This is a genomic window from Thermoanaerobacterium butyriciformans, assembly GCF_017874545.1.
In the GTDB taxonomy this organism is placed as follows: domain Bacteria; phylum Bacillota; class Thermoanaerobacteria; order Thermoanaerobacterales; family Thermoanaerobacteraceae; genus Thermoanaerobacterium; species Thermoanaerobacterium butyriciformans.
Genome location: NZ_JAGGLT010000003.1, coordinates 23647 through 42666, shown reverse-complemented (window position 1 = coordinate 42666; position 19020 = coordinate 23647). Strand labels below are relative to the sequence as shown.

Annotated in this window: 15 protein-coding genes and 1 other annotated feature; of the genes, 1 reads left to right on the top strand and 14 read right to left on the bottom strand. The window is 34.7% G+C overall.

All coding sequences use genetic code 11. From position 1 onward, the window contains the following. Window positions 1-112: 112 nt before the first annotated feature. From J2Z80_RS02125 to J2Z80_RS02065, 13 genes are all read right to left on the bottom strand, one after another. Complete coding sequence (locus tag J2Z80_RS02125; protein ID WP_209452909.1) at window positions 113-1393, bottom strand: glycoside hydrolase family 140 protein; 1281 nt, start codon at window positions 1391-1393, stop codon at window positions 113-115. 97 nt (window positions 1394-1490) lie between these two features. Then, window positions 1491-2906, bottom strand: coding sequence for an alpha/beta hydrolase domain-containing protein (locus tag J2Z80_RS02120; protein ID WP_209452908.1), 1416 nt, complete (start codon window positions 2904-2906; stop codon window positions 1491-1493). A 114-nt stretch (window positions 2907-3020) separates the two neighbouring features. After that, complete coding sequence (locus tag J2Z80_RS02115; RefSeq protein ID WP_209452907.1) at window positions 3021-4307, bottom strand: PTS sugar transporter subunit IIC; 1287 nt, start codon at window positions 4305-4307, stop codon at window positions 3021-3023. A gap of 33 nt (window positions 4308-4340) precedes the next feature. Then, window positions 4341-4640, bottom strand: coding sequence for a PTS sugar transporter subunit IIB (locus tag J2Z80_RS02110; RefSeq protein ID WP_209452906.1), 300 nt, complete (start codon window positions 4638-4640; stop codon window positions 4341-4343). A gap of 54 nt (window positions 4641-4694) precedes the next feature. After that, a complete protein-coding gene (locus tag J2Z80_RS02105; RefSeq protein WP_015312490.1) occupies window positions 4695-5024 on the bottom strand; it encodes a PTS lactose/cellobiose transporter subunit IIA in 330 nt (109 codons plus the stop codon). Between the two features lie 120 nt (window positions 5025-5144). Beyond that, window positions 5145-7838: a sigma-54-dependent transcriptional regulator gene (locus tag J2Z80_RS02100; RefSeq protein ID WP_432422701.1), complete on the bottom strand. Its 2694-nt coding sequence runs from the start codon at window positions 7836-7838 to the stop codon at window positions 5145-5147. 208 nt (window positions 7839-8046) lie between these two features. Then, on the bottom strand, window positions 8047-8277 hold the full coding sequence (gene hepT, locus J2Z80_RS02095; RefSeq protein WP_280953157.1) for a type VII toxin-antitoxin system HepT family RNase toxin: 231 nt from the start codon (window positions 8275-8277) through the stop codon (window positions 8047-8049). Window positions 8278-8294: 17 nt separating this feature from the next. Beyond that, a complete protein-coding gene (gene mntA, locus J2Z80_RS02090; RefSeq protein WP_209452903.1) occupies window positions 8295-8705 on the bottom strand; it encodes a type VII toxin-antitoxin system MntA family adenylyltransferase antitoxin in 411 nt (136 codons plus the stop codon). 255 nt (window positions 8706-8960) lie between these two features. Beyond that, complete coding sequence (locus J2Z80_RS02085) at window positions 8961-10538, bottom strand: oleate hydratase (protein ID WP_209452902.1); 1578 nt, start codon at window positions 10536-10538, stop codon at window positions 8961-8963. 124 nt (window positions 10539-10662) lie between these two features. Beyond that, window positions 10663-11229 (bottom strand): dihydroxyacetone kinase transcriptional activator DhaS, encoded by a 567-nt coding sequence (gene dhaS / locus J2Z80_RS02080; RefSeq protein ID WP_094044628.1) that lies wholly within the window; start codon window positions 11227-11229, stop codon window positions 10663-10665. Between the two features lie 3 nt (window positions 11230-11232). After that, window positions 11233-12486: a nickel-dependent malate racemase, LarAH6 family gene (gene larAH6, locus J2Z80_RS02075; RefSeq protein ID WP_209452901.1), complete on the bottom strand. Its 1254-nt coding sequence runs from the start codon at window positions 12484-12486 to the stop codon at window positions 11233-11235. 25 nt (window positions 12487-12511) lie between these two features. After that, window positions 12512-14974, bottom strand: a complete 2463-nt coding sequence (locus tag J2Z80_RS02070; RefSeq protein WP_209452900.1) for an MBL fold metallo-hydrolase — start codon at window positions 14972-14974, stop codon at window positions 12512-12514. Window positions 14975-14985: 11 nt separating this feature from the next. Continuing rightward, the gene (locus J2Z80_RS02065) at window positions 14986-15714 is read right to left on the bottom strand and encodes a fumarylacetoacetate hydrolase family protein (RefSeq protein ID WP_209452899.1); all 729 of its coding nucleotides are present in this window, start codon (window positions 15712-15714) and stop codon (window positions 14986-14988) included. A 138-nt stretch (window positions 15715-15852) separates the two neighbouring features. Further along, window positions 15853-16083 (top strand) — a binding site (T-box leader). Window positions 16084-16131: 48 nt separating this feature from the next. Between J2Z80_RS02065 and aroF the strand changes: the two genes are divergently transcribed. Then, window positions 16132-17139: a 3-deoxy-7-phosphoheptulonate synthase gene (aroF, locus tag J2Z80_RS02060; protein WP_192403262.1), complete on the top strand. Its 1008-nt coding sequence runs from the start codon at window positions 16132-16134 to the stop codon at window positions 17137-17139. Between the two features lie 16 nt (window positions 17140-17155). Here the strand turns inward: aroF and J2Z80_RS02055 are convergent, their stop codons facing one another. Further along, complete coding sequence (locus J2Z80_RS02055) at window positions 17156-18919, bottom strand: restriction endonuclease (RefSeq protein WP_209452898.1); 1764 nt, start codon at window positions 18917-18919, stop codon at window positions 17156-17158. Window positions 18920-19020: the final 101 nt, after the last annotated feature.

Here is a 19020-nt window from a genome sequence, read left to right as displayed (position 1 = left end):
TCATTTGCATTAATATGGTATTAATAATGTTTAGAGAAATTTGTCTGCAAAATTATTCTGTTAATTTAATTTTTTAAAATTTTAATGTCAAATAAAATACTTAAATTGCAAATTACTTTGTTCCAATAATCAAAACATCTGAGGTAAAATTGTGCATATGAATTATCGTTTTATTATTAGAAGTTTCAATAGTAGGATTTGCAATATATTTTTTTTCTAAATCAATAATAATAAAATTATAATTTTCGAGTTTCATATTAACAATTACTGTTGTATTTGATGGGATATAAATCACAATTGTACTTAAGTCCGGGTTCCCAGCCATTCTAATTTCTCTTGTATTATTAAGTATTGCATCCAAAGGCTCTATTTCGAACAGATCATACATTTCAAAAATCCATTTTGCAAAAGAATAATCCCATGCTCCATCAAATCTTAAAGCATCTCTCCAATCATATGGTTTATCAAAAACTTCTCCTATATTTTTTTCAAACTCTTTTCCTTTTTTATGCCAGCTCCAAATTCCATGTGCACCATAAGTAATACCAGCACTGGCTCCTGATAGCAAACTCTGCCATGCAGCTTTTCTAACATCAAAAGTCGTAAATCTACCGTAAATACCTCTACTAAATCCCATTTGTTCATAACAAGGTTCAGCATTTATAATTGGCTTCTTAACTGACTTATTATAAAAATTCAGTGCCATTTCATAAGGCATATGACGATATGCTGAATTATGCCCTGACTGAAACATATAAAAATCCAAATTTTTATTATTTACAAATTCTTCTGGTAGTTCAGTCAATCTGCCTTGGAGATGCATTGTTGTTAAACATTCTGGGCTAAGTTTCTTTATTGTATTTAAAGCAAGCATGTAATAATTTTTTGTAAGTTCCGCTGGAAAATCTGTATCACCACTTATTATATAAATAGGACAAAATTTTGAAAAAGTTTTTGCTACATGTTCTACATAAGTTTCTACCACATCTAAAGGCATTTTACTTGTTTCCCTTAATTTGCTCGCCCATGTATCTGGCACATAATTACACCAAAGTAAAACAAGTGCAGGCAAAAATCCTTTTTTTACTGCTATTTCAATCATTTTTTCAGCTCTATGAAAATATTCTTCGTTGATGGAATAAAAATCAAATGTACCATCTTTATTAATTTTAAATGGCATTATATTGATATCTGATTGGCTTGCATCCCACTGTGGAAGAATATTTATTTGAAGAACATTAAATCCCTGCATTTTTCTGTAGGATAAATATTCTTCCCATTCTTCAAAACTTATGTTAGTAAAAGCACTCCAACAAGTATCTGCTAAATAAAAAAATTTTTTGTTTCCATTTATAAAGTATTTTTTATCTTTTGAAATAGTAAGTCTTATCATTTTCTCACTCCTTGTCTATAAAAACATCAATATGCCAGAACTCTACTACATATTGGAATTACAATTAATTTTCCAAAGACTTTAACATTTTACATGTTTAACGCAATCCTGCCACTTCCGCCCGTTTAACTGCAAGCTCAACAACTTCATCTCGTTCTTCTGGAAGAATAAAACCCAAAGCAACTGCACAATCTGTGCTTTTTTTAGCAAGATTACGATAGTTTTTTAGAGAAGTATAAATTGCTTGCATTTTTTCTTTTGAAAAAGGATTCATATGTCCAAATACACTTTGACTCCCATCAGGTTTTGTAGAAAAACCATAGTAAGTAGCTGTGGGCAGATCAATAAAAGGAGTACGGATTCCACCAACAGCATTACCAAATACATCTCTAATATTTTTACCATCAGGTCCTCTCTTTATAAGCCCAGCATGAGGCGCAGGTACACCTTCACGAACCCAGCAATAGAGATTCCTAAATGCAGCATTAAACACGTATTCATAAGGGTAATCATTAGGCAATCCATCAATACCTTTGTAGACTTTCCTATTACCAACCATATAATTTTCATCGGCATTATACCATTTTAAAATATTATTCACAGAATCATGACTAGCTCCTGGAATTTCATAAGCTCGGAAAAGATTCCCTGGAATATCGCTATCTCCTTTCCACCTGACAGCTTCATTTTCACTCTCTGTATTGACAGCAATATAAGGTTCTTTAGCTCCCATTATTCCAGCACCTTCTGAATCAAAATAGCTTTTACCTGAAAGAATTATAGGCTCATAAGAATTTAGTGGTGCTGGCCTAGCACCGCCTCCAGCTGCTAAGTAACCATCAAATATCGGTCCTTCAGAGCAATTTTTTTCCAAATAAGCAAATGATTTTACATAACGTACTATATATGCGGCTGATTGTGACCAGCCAGTTAAATACAATTTGTAGTTATCATATTGAGAAATTGGATTTATTTCGCTTTTAGTACGAAGTGCCTTCGCAAAGTCAGTCAACATATCCCAAAATAGTCCAGCTTCATACTGTGGAAAAAACTTAAACACAGTATTTTTAGGTTCTGGTCTATTAGGCAGAGGATTTTTCCAAGACAATATTGAGTACCTTTCCCTATCCGCAGCATAAAGTGAATCTAAAACATCTGACTTACTTGTTATTCCAATGTAAATATCTCCATTTCGTGTAAAGTACTTCCACGAATTGACCCATATGCGGTCGATATCAAACAATGCTGTTGCATTCAAAATTTCAATTACGACATTACCACTAAACTTGGCAACATCTCTGGGACGGCGCACTATAAATCGGTTAACATAAGGCGCATCTTTATAAATAGTTATGGGAGCATGATCCTCCCCATCCTCGTATATATTAGCTGTGCCCCACATGAAATATTCTTCTTCTACATAGCCTATTTCTGCAAAATTACACTTTTCTGAAGCCTGCGCAAACGGGACAGATTTTTCTGTTATAGGAATTAGCTTGATTTTTTCAATCATTTGCCCGCCTCCTTAAATTATTATGATCATCTATTATTATTGAATAGTTAAAACTCGGATATGAACTCGAGTTTTAACTATTCTTCGAAGATAAATTTTTTATTTTGATATTTTCTAAGCTTGAACTTGTTGATTTGTTTTTTCTGCATTAAGCTCTTCTTTCAAACTTTGATCGTCTAATTTTTTGAAAAATGGATAATAAATAACTAGAGAAAGCACTATAAGTACTAATTGCAATAATCCAATTCTCCAACTCCCTTGCATGATACCAGCTACAATCACCGGTACACCAAATGGAACTTGAACGCCAGCTGGTGGTGGTACTAATCCTATATAGGTTACTATATAAGCAACTAAAATCTGAATTAACGGTACAGAAATAAAGGGAATAGCCATAATTGGGTTAAACATCATTGGAACACCAAAAACAACAGGCTCATTTATAGTAAAACATCCAGGAATAATTGCAAGTTTTCCTAATGTCTTTAATCTCTTACTCTTAGCAATGAATAGCATAAGAATAACTAATCCTAAGGTACCGCCTGCTCCACCTATTCCAGCATAAAGATTATAAAATTGTTGTCCTAAAATATGTGGTAGTGGCTGTCCTGTTGAAAAAGCCTGTAAATTTTGTAAATCCATCGGCAAGTAAACTGCAGTAATTATACTACTTACGACTAATGAACCATGCATTCCAAAGAACCATAAAATCATTTGTATTAATACAATAACAAACAGAGAAATAAAATTACTACCAAGTGATGATAACGGAGTTTGCACTAAAGTGTAAATAAATTGAGTAAATGATTTAAAATGCGTGTGCGAAAAGACCCCCGCAATTATCAGAAAAAATAAACCTACAATTACAGCCGGTATTAATCCTGAAAATACATTTGATATAGTAGGCGGAACGCCAGCAGGCATTTTTATAGTCCAATTCTTATCTAAAACATATATATATAGTCGAGCAGCAACCAACGATACGATTAATGCTGTAAATAATCCTTGAACTCCAAACCAGCTTAACAAGAATGCACTTTGTTTTTCAAATATAGATATTGGTGTAACTAGTAAAAAACAAAATACGCTTACCAAGGCCGGTACTACCGGTTCTTTTTCGAAACTTTCTACCAATTTATAAGAAACTAAAAATGAAACATATAATGCTAAACATCCTATTGCTATGTTATATGGTATTAGAAGAATTGCCTGAATTCCAGTAGTTTTGATAAATGTTTGCCACGGAGCGATAGGAAGTACCGCTAACAAAACAGCAAATGATCCTATCATTAATATAGGAAGTGCTGACATTAATCCATTTGAAATTGCCTGTAGATATCTGTTAGATTGCATTAAAAGTGCAAATCTTTGAAGCTTCTCACTAAAATTAGATTTATTCATTAATACTCCCTCCACTAACATAATTTCATATTTTTACAATCCTAACGCATTCTTCAATACTTTTTCACCATTCATCATTCCATAGTCTATACTGTCTATTACCTCCACTTTCATCCCTTTCGATTCGTACGTTTGTTTATACTTATTTAGCAGAAAACCTACCTGCGGACCCAAAAGCAAGATGTCTGTATCGTTTTCGTACTGCTTAAATTTGCTCTCTGAAGTTGCCCTTATCTCAACCTCCTCTCCTAACTTTTTTGCTGCTTCCTTCATCTTTGTAACCATTAAGCTTGTAGACATTCCTGCTGCACAAATTAAAGTTATTTTTTTCATTCTACTGCCTCCTCATTTTTAGATAATGTGTTTTCCTATTAATATATAATGCAATTATCGTGCCAAAACACTTTCAAGCTTTAACTGCTTTTCGTACATATCAATAAATTCTTGAGCTAAATCTTTTACAGTTATCGCATTCATAAGGTGATCTTGTGCATGTACCATAAGAAGCGTAACTTCCTTCCTGTTTCCGGCTGCTTCATCTTGAATAAGCTTTGTTTGCACGTCATGAGCTTTATCCAGCTCCTCACATGCTTTATCAATCTCCTTTCTCGCTTCTTTAATATTGCCAGATTTCGCATACTGAATGGCAGTCATCGCATGTGATCTAGCATTGCCACCGCTTACAATAATTTTCATAACTATTTCTTCGTATTCCATTTGCAACGTCCTTTCTTATCATGATTATTGTTGTGTTTTCATCATATTATATATGCAAATATCGTGCCAAAACACATTTGTATAAAAAAATGCGGCAAAATGCCGCGTAAAGTCAATGTATTATTTAAGTATTGTTTTGTAGTTGAAAAAAGTCATGATGTAGCAAATCTCATCATCTGAAATATTTATGTCGTATTTTTTATTTAAAATTTCACATGATTTTTTAACTATTCTATAAAGTTCACGGTTTTCCAAAATATATTTTCCTCTATCAACAAATTCATCAACAGATCCGCCGCCTTTTAATCTATCTATCATACAAGCAACATGCAGGGCTATTCCAATCAAAGCGTTTGTATTAATTTTTGTATTCAGTTCACCTTCAATGGCGCCTATGAACTTTCTTATATCTTGTAAAACACTTTTACTGCTAATATTTTTCAACTGATTTTCTAATGTATCTCCCATCTTTAAATAAGTATTTTCGATGTCTATAAGCCTCTGTATAGGCTTTATGGCCTCTAAACTTAATACTTCGTGCAATCCATACTGAGGTATGCTTGTATCTATTTTAAATGAGCTTACTATGCATAAAATTTTGTTTTCTCTTTCGATATCTCTCAATCTCGTATGAATGCTTTCTGTTCCCACAAGATTTATAGGAACAATTTCAAATATATTGCTGTCGTATTTAAGATGCTTATCAAGAATATTTTTTACAGCAACAGCGCTTCCTTCTCCAGTTGTACATACAGTTACAATAGAGATTTTCCCTTTCATTTCATTGTCTAAATCAACCTTCCGCTCAATCTCTAAAAATGTATTAACATTCAAAGTTTCATCATATACTTCATCTAGAGAATACCCCATCATTGCCTTTCTCGTGGCTTCTATGACATGCAGCGTACTTACAAGCGGAATTGTTTTTGTCCTTATTCCAAATTCTTTTTCAATTTCTTCCCCAAAAGTCGTAAGAGACCCCATGTCCACTAAAAATAAGATATCAGATTTTATCCCAGCATTTTTAAGATATGCCTTCAACCTTGAAATAACCTGCTGAGGCTTTTCATCAAGGGGAGCATTAATGCCTATAGCATATTTCGTTCCTAAAAGATTATTGGCAGTTTCCACCATAGAACTAGCTGTGGCAGTACCATGTGCAATTACGATTACTTTTACGTCTTTCTTCTCTTGTTCTTTTACAACTCTACCGTCGTAGGCAAAAAGCATAGCAAGAAAGCCAGCTTCATCGATAGGCATAGAAACATCCAATACCCGCTCTATTATTTTCAGGCAATCAAGGGCTACATTGAATTCTTCACTGTGTTCAGTTCTAATTCTATTTAGCTGGGGATTCACGATCTTTCTATTTCGCTTAATTCGCTCAACCGCATTGTATATATGTACCGCCATTCCACAGTAAAGTTCTTTACTTAATTCTTTTTTCAGCCTCTTTTCAGCATATTTTATAATCTCTTCTACTGTTTGGACAATTTCAATGCCAACTACATTTTCAATGTCAGAAACGTCAATAATCTTATTGACTTTGTGAAAATACTTTTCAAAGTAATCATTTATATCTTTCTCCATCTCTTTATCAAGTTCTTCACCTGAAAGTCCCATATTTTTAAGCTCTTTCATCTTAGAATCTATCATTTCATAGATATTATCTTTACTGCTATCTTCCTCAAACAAGATGTTCTCTTCATTTTTGTCAAATACGTAGTACCTTTTATTTATCTCTAAAAACTTATTCCAAAGTTGACGATGTTCCGTTTCCATATAAAGGCCGTTTCTTATATACTGTGGCAAATCAATGCTATTTATTTTTATTTCTTCTTTTTTATTTGAAACAAAATCTGCATATGCTTTTGCACACGCAAGCTGAATATCTGTTTTCAACTGCCCAATGTTATTGGGACAGTTATAGCTTAGAAAAGCTTTCATTGAATTTACCGACACAATAATTTGCCTACCGAGTTTATTTGATTCTTCTCTTATAAATTGGCAGATAAGATTGAATCTCTCATCAATGCTTCTCTCTCGAAGACTTGGCAGGCGTATGATCATCGGAATTCTTCTTGTAAATGTCTTAAGAAGGATAGAATCTGGATTTTCTGTAGTAGCAGAAATTATCAGTACATTGGATTTTCTCTCTAAATCGGTTTCACCAAGCCTTCTAAATATACCCTTATCCATAAAGGTAAAAAACATTTCTTGCCCCTCTGGCGGAAGCCTATGAACCTCATCTAAGAAAAGTATACCTCCATCAGCTTTTTCTATAAGTCCAACTTTATCATAATCCGCACCTGTATAAGCACCCTTTTTAGAACCAAACAACTGTCCTACTAAAAGTTGTGGATTATTAGCATAATCTGCGCAGTTAAAAACTATAAACGGAGAATTTTCATCCATTCTATTCATTTCAATTGCATATTTGTGTATAAGTTCTGCAAACATTGATTTTCCAACGCCTGTCTCTCCCAATATTAATATGTGCATTCCATTGGGAGGATACAGTATCGCTGCTTTAGCCTGCTCCACTGCAGAAAATAGGCTTGGATTTTTTTCTAAAAATTTATCAAGAGAAGTCTCTTCTCTTTTATTTGAAATTTCCTCAACATATCTAAAAAGTACCGGCTTTGTACCTACTTTAACTGCTTTTCCTTCATCACATAGTCTATTTAGATCGCTACTGACATTTGCTCTGCTAAGCCCAAGAGAGTCAGCTATATCAGAAGCACTGACGCCTATTCCTTTATCCAGTTCTTTTAGTTTTTGATAAACAATATCGATTCTCTTCAAAGTTACCACCTCAAGTAAAACAATATAACATAAATCAATTTTAAATCAAATTACGCACGATATTCTCTTTTATTTATTATACATTAACTAAATCTTAATATAAATGAAAAACTTTGCACTTGCTTATTTATTTTTTTGCATAAAAATAAGGCGGCTTTAAAGGCCACCTTTTCAATCCCAAACATCTTTCTTCCATCCCTCGTCAATAATTCCATATCTAATTATTATATTGTTGCAGTATTATTTTTGAAAAGACTATCAAATCATTTAAGCCATTTTCAATCAAATCCTGGACAACTTTCAAATCTATCAATTGATAATTATGCACAGCGATATTTCTAAAACCAACCATGGATTTTAATTTTTTCTCTAACACATCATCTATGACACCATTCTTACGAAGCAGTTCAAATGCATCTCTACTATTTTGAGGAATGTGTAATTTCAGTTTTATTAATTACAACATCACTCATTGTAAATTCGTCCCCTTTTTAATATTTTATCAATTATTTCAGCTCTTTCCTCATTTAATTTCGCATAATCTTTCAATGCATACATTTCGAAATTCATTCGCCTTAAATCATCATTACAATAAATTATTTTTTTCGTTCCTACCACCTGAGCTTTGAATACAGTTGATGCTTTTCGCAAATCTATTAAATCCACATCCCGTTTTAGTAAATCCGCTAATTCCTGCGAAATCATAAATAAATCATAACCGCTAATATCTTTATCACTTAAATACGCAATATCAATATCACTGTCGCTTCTAAATATACCATTTACAGCTGAACCAAACAGATATATTACATAAGGCTCTACTTTATTTATAAGAAAATTCTTTATTACATTGACTTGTTCATCGTTAATATTCATCGTCATCACCACCATTCATCATGATACACATGACATTAATAGAAAAATCGCTTGTATAAAAAGACCCTAACTTTTCTTGATAAAATCTTTCAAGATTATTATGCCATATTGTTCTATCGCATACAATAGAAATTCATCTCCTAATTAAAAGATGAAAATTTTATTTCGAGTTTTTATATAATTTAGCGTTTATGTTAAATAACAGCATTAAAAAATCTCCCCTCTTTTCAGATGGAGAGATTTTTAATCATATATTCATTTGAACATCGTCACAAATGACTTAAATAACGTTCTAATATCATACTGATATTGATTTATTGGTTCTACTGGTCTAGTTATTCCGAAAAGTTTATATACAGCAATTCTTGCAGATCTGACTGAATATTCTTCTGTAAATACTACGTCATCAGGTATTTCACAAAATTGTCCAATAAATGCTAAATTAGTTGAGCCTTCCGGTACAACTTGAGGCCTATCTCCTATCGACCTTGGCATAAATTGTGCTGTAATAAATGGCATCATGCATGGAATGCAATTTGCCGATTTTATTATATCCTCCATTTCTTTTTCAAATTTTAAATGATGCAAAAGTTCAATTAATATTTCTTCTCCTGTACATTCTGACATTTTCTTTTTAACATAATTACCCGGATTATCAGGATATAATCCATACCCCCAAAATACTTTCACATTATCAGGTTGATTTCTAAAGTGTGGTTGATGTGCCAAAACAATTGACATAAACCAATTAGAATCCTTAAATGTAACAAGAGCACCTGTCCCAGCTTTATTACGCGAAAATTTTTCCATCAAATCAAAAAACTTTGAATTATGACAAGTTACAGTAAATGATTCCCACTTTGATCCTTGTATATTATCGTCAAATACAGTAGGGTTTCCTAAACCTTGTTTTTTCTTTGAAATCTTATCCCATAATTTCCACGATGCACCTTTATCATTTAAAACAGGTGGCTTTGTCATGGATCCCAAACTGTAGCCCTCTGTCATTGAACCATTTGTGACAAATACAACGTCGCTTTCATTTAACTCAATTGTTTTTTCCATACCTTGTTCTTTATAGTATATCCTTGTAACCGTAATTTTTTCTGAATCCTTAAAGTCTAGATCTGTTACGACACATTTCAGTTTGAAATCAACATTGTGATTTTCCAAGAACTTCTTTATTGGTAAAATTAAAGAATCGTATTGATTATAAGGTGTTCTTGTCACACCTTCCAATGTATGAATTCTTGGAAATTCATGCATAAACCTTATCACATATCTTCTTAATTCTGCTAAGCTATGCCACGGTTGAAATGCAAAAGTCGTTGCCCACATGTACCAAAAATTGGTCTCAAAAAAGTGTGGTTTAAACCAATCACTAATTTTTAACATATTAAGCTTCTCTTCAGGTGTTACAATGAGCTTTGCCAAAGCAATCCTATCTTCATTGTCAAAATCGATAGATGATACATCTACGACTTCACCGTTATTATTAACAAGTCTTGCATTGGAATGGGTTGGATGCTGAGAATCAAATTCAATTATTTCTTCTCTAACAGATTTCTCTGGATTGTCAATAGATGGTATTGACAATAAAAGCTCCCAAGTATTTTCATAAGTCTCATCGTTTAACATCCTGCCGCCTCTTATTACATATCCAGTTTCAGGATTGCCTGTGCCATCATTGCTTCCACCCAAGACATTCAATTCTTCGAAAATATGAATATGATCACCTGGAAAGCCGCAGTCCCTAATCAAATAGCACGCTCCTGCAAGTGAAGCTATTCCTCCTCCTACAAAATAAGCATGAGTGTTTTTATAATCTCTCATAAAAATCAGCTCCTTGATTATCGAATATTTCTAAAAATAATATAGCTTTATAACACTGATTTTGAAATAATCAAAGAGCTTAAACTGTATAAAATTTTGACATTTGATAGAATTTGTATATTTTTTAATCACACAGCTCATATTTTTGTAGAGCTTTCATGAAATTGCCTTCAATAAGTTCACTTAAATCTTTAATTAGTTTCTCCGGTTCTTCCCTCATCCCTTTTTTCATCCATTGTATTATTAATCCTATAAATGCCAGGGTATAAAAATTCGCAATAAATTCCTTGTATTTCTCCTTCACTTTCATATTTCTGGATATTTCATAAACAACCCCAATAACAAGGTCATATGTTACAGAATAAAGATAATTCTCCAAGTGTTCTCTACCCAATGAGTTTAATGTATTCATGCAGAATAATTTGTTATCTTCAATGTATTTAAATACTTGATAAAATCCCTCTGTCCAATGTTCATAATTTTTATATTGAGAGATTTTTTCAATAGCTTCTTTTTTATAAATCCACTCAAGCAGTTCAAAAATATCGTGAAAATGATAATAGAAAGTCTGCCTATTGAGGCCACATTTATTTACGATATCCTGTACGGAGATTCTATTTAATGGCTTTGTTTTCATCAATTCTTTAAGCGCATCAGCCATTGCTTTTTTCGTTATTTGAGAATTTGCCATACACTACTCCTCCACATATGGCAACGTAGAATTTGCGTATGGAAGAACAAGTACCTTGGGATCGTGATATTTTTTAATAGCTTCATCAAGTGCATCCTGCGGAGTCTTTGCATATTTAAAGAATATCTTTTCAGTGAAGCTGCGGTCAAAAGATGATACAAGGTAGATATCAGCCCTTTTTAATACTTCGCAGATTACAGCGGCTTTATGTGCGCCAAGCCTGAATTCCTCTTTTATCCACTTTAATGGCTCATCTACAGATGATGAATTTACCATCCAGTCTGAAAAAAGCTTCTCTCCCAAACCTTCTCTGCATTCCGCCACTAATATTATAGTACCGCCATCTTTTACAGAATATTGGGCATTGTCAAGCCCTTTTTGAGCTTGATAAAGGTTAATGTCTTTTGGGTATCCTCCACAAGATGCGACGACAATATCGGCTTTTTCTGGTATAACTCTTTTGTACATCTTATCGATGTATTTAGCGCCTTCTCTGTGAGCTTTTATCGGATCGCCTGATACTACTTTCACTATCTCTTTATGGCTATTTAAAACTGCATTTACTATAAAATCGACTCTTGCCAGCTTTCCTCCTTCTTCTATGTCTTCCCTCATAGGATTTCCATCGATTTTGCCTGGCATCGCTCCTTCTGAAAACATAAGGACGTGATTTTTTTCTATGGTATTTTTGCTGCAAACACCTGGAAGCAGTGCTTTGTGGCCTCCACTGTACCCTGCTTTATAGTGAAGCTCTAAGTTACCTGTAGCTATGATAAAATCTGCATTGTATACTTCACGAAAGACTTCTACTGGCGTACCTCTTTTTGTAGTACCAACGTATACGCAGTCATCTATATCATGGTCGATGCACTTTATCCTATTAAACACTTCTTCACCAACAAGCGTCTTCTTTTCATCATCTGTATGCTTTCTGTGGTATCCAAGACCAAAAACGATTTTTATGCTATCATCGCTTATACCTGCCCTGTTTAATTCATCTATTATAGGCGGTATTAGAATGTGAGATGGCGACGGACGAGTTATATCGCTGGCTAATATTACGACATCTTTTTTGCCCTTGACCAAATCAGATAAAGGCGCTTTATCAATTGGGTTTACAAGCGATCTTGATACTTCCGCCATAGGGTCTTCAACACCAGGCAAATCCTCAGGATACAGCACTGTGCACATATTCTCATCTATTTTTACGTCTACCGCACCTTTCCCGTATTTTAATGAAATATCCTTATAACCCATCGCAAACCTTCCTTTCCACGAATATTCATCTCAGCCTTAAACCTGTCATGTCGTACAACGTGTCATCTATCTTTTTAATAATCTCATCATCTGCATCGCCATCTATTGATATGCCAACTGTCATATCATCTAAATATACGCTTGGATTTTTCTTAAGTTTAATTCCCATTTCCCCAAATATTCTCTTTGCAATATTTATGACTTCTATCTGATTGCAACCGCTTCCTACCACAATCGTCCAACCAGTCCTCTTTATAAGCTCATCTATTTTTTCTTTATATCTTTCACCGACTACCTTAGATATAAATGATAGTTCAATGTACTTGATGCCGTTTGATGTCTTTATGCTCTTTTTATAAGGCTTATGAGGCAAATCCTTAAACGCTTCATCTATGATCGTAAGTGCCTCATTCTGCTCCAGTTTATCATCACCTGTATCAACAACAGCAATTGTATCAACTGACGCATCTTTCCCATAAATGTTAAGCTTAAGTCCCGTCTCATTGTAAAATTTATCTTTTACTTCTTGAATATTTTCAATTTCTCCGTCAATCTTTACAGATACTAATTTGTCAGCACCTTTGTACGATACTTTGTTAATAGCAACATCCGGCAACAGCTTATATATGACGTCATTTATGGCCGATGTGTTTATATTTTCGTTTATTTCAACTTTCCATCCTGTTCTTTCTTCAAATTCTTTAAATAAATATGAATATCTATCTTTTGCTACATCTGGAAAATCAAAGTACAAAAGAGCTATCTTCTCATCGAATCTGGCGCCTTTTTTGTAAAGACCTGACTCTCTTGTAAAGTATTCATCAACTAACGACAGCATCTGATTCACTTCCATAGGGCCCTCAACTTTTTCCTTCTTCAATTCTTCTTCCAGAACAGCATGGTATAAAAACATTCTCCTTTTGTCAGGCTGAAAATACACTGAGTTATTTAGTAAATCTTTTAAAGCATCAGTATCTTCCATACAACCCCAGATTTCCGCTATATCTTCTACAGATAATACAGCATCTGCACCGATTCTATCGAGTACAAACCTCCAAAGCTTTTCTATATTGCCTTCGTTTAAAGCTTCTCCCATTTTCATTGAGGGAAATGGCTCTCTTTTTAGCTGCTTTCGCGGATTTTGTATATCGATATCGTGTACATCGCCATTCTGTGGCACGTACACATCTGTCCTAATATCCCTCTGCACTTCTCTTCCTAAAAAATCTATCACATCTGGATCGCCATGGATTAAAAACACTTTTTTAGGATAAAGGAAATTTACAAGTGATAGTATCTCGCTCATGTCGGCATGTGCCGAAAGTCCAAACTTGTCAACTGCACATTTTACAGGTATTTCTTTATCCGCCAATTTAAGCTTTTTATCATCGTCTTTTTCATCCGTAAGCTCCAAAAGCCTTCTTCCCGGCGATTCTTCGTCTTGATACCCTGTTATGGCTATCAGATTTTTTTCATCGCCTGCAAGTTTTTCAGCATACCACTGGCTGGGGCCTCCTGTAAGCATGCCTGAACTTGAAACTATCACACATGGCTCTTTTATGATATCTTCCCTCATCTCGAGTCTATCAATTGGCATCACGTTATCATCAAAAAATATTTCTCCACCTTTAAAAATCTTCTTTGCTAAATTTTGCCTTAAATAGTTTGGATTTAACTTATAAATCCTGCATATATCTTTTACCATGCCATCGACGTACACCTTTGTTTCTATCATGCCTTTGTTTATAGCCTTTTTAAGTATGAGTATTATTTCCTGCGCTCTTCCAAGTGCAAAAGCAGGTATCAACACTTTTCCGCCATTTTTTACTACAGCATTTATTTTCTCAACAAGCCTTGATTCTTCTAATTCTCTATTTGCATGTAGCTTGTCGCCATACGTAGATTCAAAGAAGGCTACATCTGGTCTTAATTTTGGTATTGATGCACCTTCAATCGTATTCTGCCTAAATCTTGAAAAATCGCCTGAGTAAAAAAAGCTTCCTTCAGTCCCGACTATGTATATTGACGCTGCACCTGCTATGTGACCTGCACTGTAGAAAGTCACCTTTAAATCAGCATCTAAAAAAGGTGAAAATGTATGCCCCGGCGTATGGCATATTATCCTGTTTAGCATTTCCCTTACGTGTATCTCAGCATAAGCAGGTATCTCCGCTTCTCTTTCCATTATCTTTAAGCTGTCATACAAGAGTACCCTTGTCAAATCTTTTGCAGCATGTGTCATATATATTTTAGCATCAGGGTATATTCTTGATATTATCGGAAGAGCACCTATATGATCCATGTGTGCATGGCTTATTACTATGACATCTACTCCACCATTTTCCTGAATAAGCTGAAAATCCGGAAGATTGTCCTTGCTTGATGACATCCTTATTCCACAATCTAGTAAAATATTTTTCCCGTCTATATTCACCAAGTAGCATGATGCACCTACTTCACTTGCTCCACCACAAAAATAAAGCTTCATGTGTATCTCCTTTACTTGACTTTATTTGTCAGCTTACCTATTCCTTCAATCTCGATTGTTACAACATCGCCTGATTTTATTGGTCCTACTCCCGATGGAGTCCCTGTAAGTATTACATCGCCGGGGTTTAATGTCATAACATGTGATATGAATGATACAAGCTTAGGTACACTGAATATAAGGTGTTTTGTGTTGCTGTGCTGCTTCAATATGCCATTTACATATGTTTTTATCTCTAAGTTTGACGGATCTAAATCTGTTTCAATCCATGGTCCTATAGGCAAAAACGTGTCAAATGATTTCGCCCTCGTCCACTGCCCATCTTTTGACTGCAGATCTCTCGCTGTAACATCATTTGCAATTGTATATCCAAGAACATAGTCTAATGCCTCATCTTCCGAAACATCCTTTGCTGTCTTTTTCATGACAACGGCCAATTCACCTTCATAGTCAACCCTCTCTGACATTTTAGGAATTACTATGTAATCATCATATCCTATCGCAGCAGTAGCAGGCTTTATGAACAACGTAGGCTCGTCAGGGCGCTTGTCTCCCATCTCCTCAATGTGATCACCGTAATTCAAGCCAACACATACAGCCTTCGTCATCTCGCATGGCGGCAAAAGCTTCGCCTCTTTAAGATCTACACTCTTTATCCTGCCGTCATTTATCATCAATATGCTATCACTTTCAATTATTCCATAATCCTTTCCTTCATTGTCAATCCTCACAATTCTCATGTTCACCGCTCCTTTAATAATCTTTAATGATATTTTAGCATATTATACAACATGTGTAAAAATATTTTAGCAATTTAAAGTAAAAAAATTTATTGACACACAAATCTTTTTGTTGTATTATTATTACAATAATTTGAGCGAAAGACGATGAAAGAGGAAAGTAGGTATGCGGAGGATCAAAGAGAGTCCGGGACGGTGGAAGCCGGATATCTTAAGCATATTGAAGTTCCCTCTTAAGTTGCGATCTGAAATTTCAGTAGGTGATGCCGGAGTCTTCTACCGTTAAAAAGAAGGGAGTATGATTGTACTCTTAGAGGGAACCTTTTACGGTTAATAAAGGTGGTACCGCGGAAAATCTCCGTCCTTTGGGATGAGAGATTTTTTTTATCACAAAATATGTTAAAAGGGGTTGATTTGATGGTCATTATAATGAAAGAAAATGCCACAGAAGAAAATATAAAAAATGTTTGTGAATATGTAAGGAAATTCAATCTATCGACGCATGTAGTAAATGGTGCTGAAAGGTCTATAATCGGCGTCATCGGAAATGTAGAAGTCCTTGAGGATAAGCCTATATCGTCAATGGAAGGCGTATACGACGTTGTCAGGATTTCCTCACCGTATAAACTTGTATCAAGATCAGCAAAACCTGACAATACCGTTGTAAGAGTCAAAGACGTAGACATTGGCGGCGGCAGTTTCGTCATGATGGCAGGACCGTGTGCTATAGAAAGCTATGAGCAAATGCTTGAAGCTGCCAAAGCAGTCAAAAAATCAGGTGCAAAGGTCTTAAGAGGTGGTGCTTACAAGCCAAGGTCATCTCCATACTCTTTTCAGGGATTAGAAGAAGAAGGGCTTAAGATACTAAATGCCGTAGGTCGGGAAACAGGTATGGTTACTATCACAGAGATAGTCAGCAGCTCACATATAGAAAAAGTATCACAATACGCAGATATACTGCAAGTGGGCTCAAGGAACATGCAGAATTTTGAGCTTTTAAAAGAGATAGGCAAGTCAAACATGCCGGTTTTACTGAAGCGTGGTTTATCGTCAACTATAGAAGAATGGCTTAATGCAGCAGAATACATCATGAAAGAAGGAAATCCAAATGTCATACTTTGTGAAAGGGGCATACGCACATTTGAGACGTACACAAGAAACACTCTAGATCTAAATGCTGTGGCTGCAGTAAAAAATTTATCCCACCTTCCTGTAATAGTCGATCCAAGTCACGGCACAGGTAGGCGTGACCTTATAGCGCCATTATCTAGAGCGGCTGTGGCAGTTGGTGCAGACGGACTCATCATAGAAGTGCACCCACATCCAGACATGGCACTTTCAGATGGTGCGCAGTCATTAACGCCTGAAGAATTTGACAATGTTTCAAAAGAGGTTAATAAAATTCTTTTGGCATTGAAAGATTAAAATTAAAGCTGGATTATCATACGATAGCCCAGCTTTTTTTATCGGCATACATTATTCCATTTTCATTAAGATATTTTTTTGCATCATCTTCAAAACCATTAAGCGAATAGTATATAAAGTAACCTTTTATGCCTAAAGTCTTCATATCTCTTACTGTTTTTACAAATTTCTCAGTATCACTTTTGCTAATAGACCTCTCCCAGCTTTTTACCTCTATGAAAAGGTCTTTTCCTTCTTCATAGCTTTTTGCCCAAATATCCACTTCGTGTTCTCGCCCGCCTTCCAGCATAACCTTGTATGGCTTTACTTCTTGATATCTTGTAAATTCAGCTTCTTGTATCGGATTATATACTTTGTCTTTTAACGTTGCATTTTCTTTTTTATATTGTTCAAACTTAAGGTACTTCATCAATACGTATTCTAATATATGCCCCTTATAATACTTTTCTCTGCCTTTTAAGCTTTTTATTTCTTTTTGCAATGCCTCTATCTGCATAAGCTCTTTTTCACGTTCTTCATCTAATATTTTCTCTAGCGGAAAATTATCTATTTCTTCCTCGTATTTGTATCTAAAAACTTTATAAAATATGTCATCTGTCATACCTCTATACCTTATGCTTGTGCTTCCTTCACTTATGAGATCTCCCTTTATTAGCATTTGAAGTTTGTTCTCGGCTTCCCTGTCATCGTACGGTAAATTACACTTTGCTATTATCTCCTGCCGCGTCCACTCTTTCTCTCTATTTTTTGACAAAAACAGAACTATTTTCTTGGCATTTTTATCATTTACGGTGCTTAATGTGCGGCTTATATACTCCATCCATGTTCCGTATATGCTGCCACGCCTTAATTCAAAATTCAGTGTTTTCATGAGTCCATCGATAGTAGTTAAATCTTTATCTTTGTATATGCTTCGTATTATAGCGCTTATATAAAATGGATCTGAATTTACTAATTTGTTTAAGTACAATGCCACATCGTCTGACACGGGAACGTCTGTTATTATGCTGTAATTGTATATTGCTTCAAGTCCTTCTTCCTCTTTTAAATTATTAAGCTCTGTTTCTATAAATCTTCCTGGCAATTGACCTCTTATTATGTTCTTAAGCCAGCTTACCCAGCTTCCTGTTACAAGCATTGGCGCGACTTTTGATTCTGCCAATGATAAATATGAGCCTGCAAGGTCATTCATTACTGCAGTACACTCTTTATCACGAAAAATTTCGCTATTAATAAACTGAAATTCATCGATTATCTGAACTATGTAATCACCTGTCACGCTTGCGATTCTATGCGGCGCCGATTGAGCATTATTCCAAATCGTATCAACCATGTCTTTATCTTTTAATGCATCTTTAAATAGTTTTATGTTGTCTGAAATGGCTTTATATCCGTTTTTCGATGCGATTTCATTTAATTCATCAAGGCTTTTTATTGTACGGCATAAGTTTACATCTCTTAGCTTAAAGCCCAGATACTGCGATATGAAAGACGCATAAAAGTTTAAAGCAAAGTCAACAATCCATTTGCTGCCTTCTTTCACTTCAAAGTAAAACGGCACTAATGACCCATTTTTTGTGTATATGATATTGTAAAGTCTTTCCACAAGCGCTGTTTTTCCTTTTTTTCTTCTCGACAGCAGTGCTGTCGATCTTGATAATTTCATAGGTATCTCGTCTGCCCATCTCTCAAAATAAGACAACTCTTCCTTTCTTCCAGTAAATAAATCAGGCTGTCCTATTCTCTCTTCAATTGCGTATATCAATTTATCATCAGCCATTATAGCACCACCTTATAATTGGTATCTCTTATTATGAGTATACCTCAACAAGCAGTAATTAACAACAAACTTTTACAATGATTTTAAATACATACAATTGA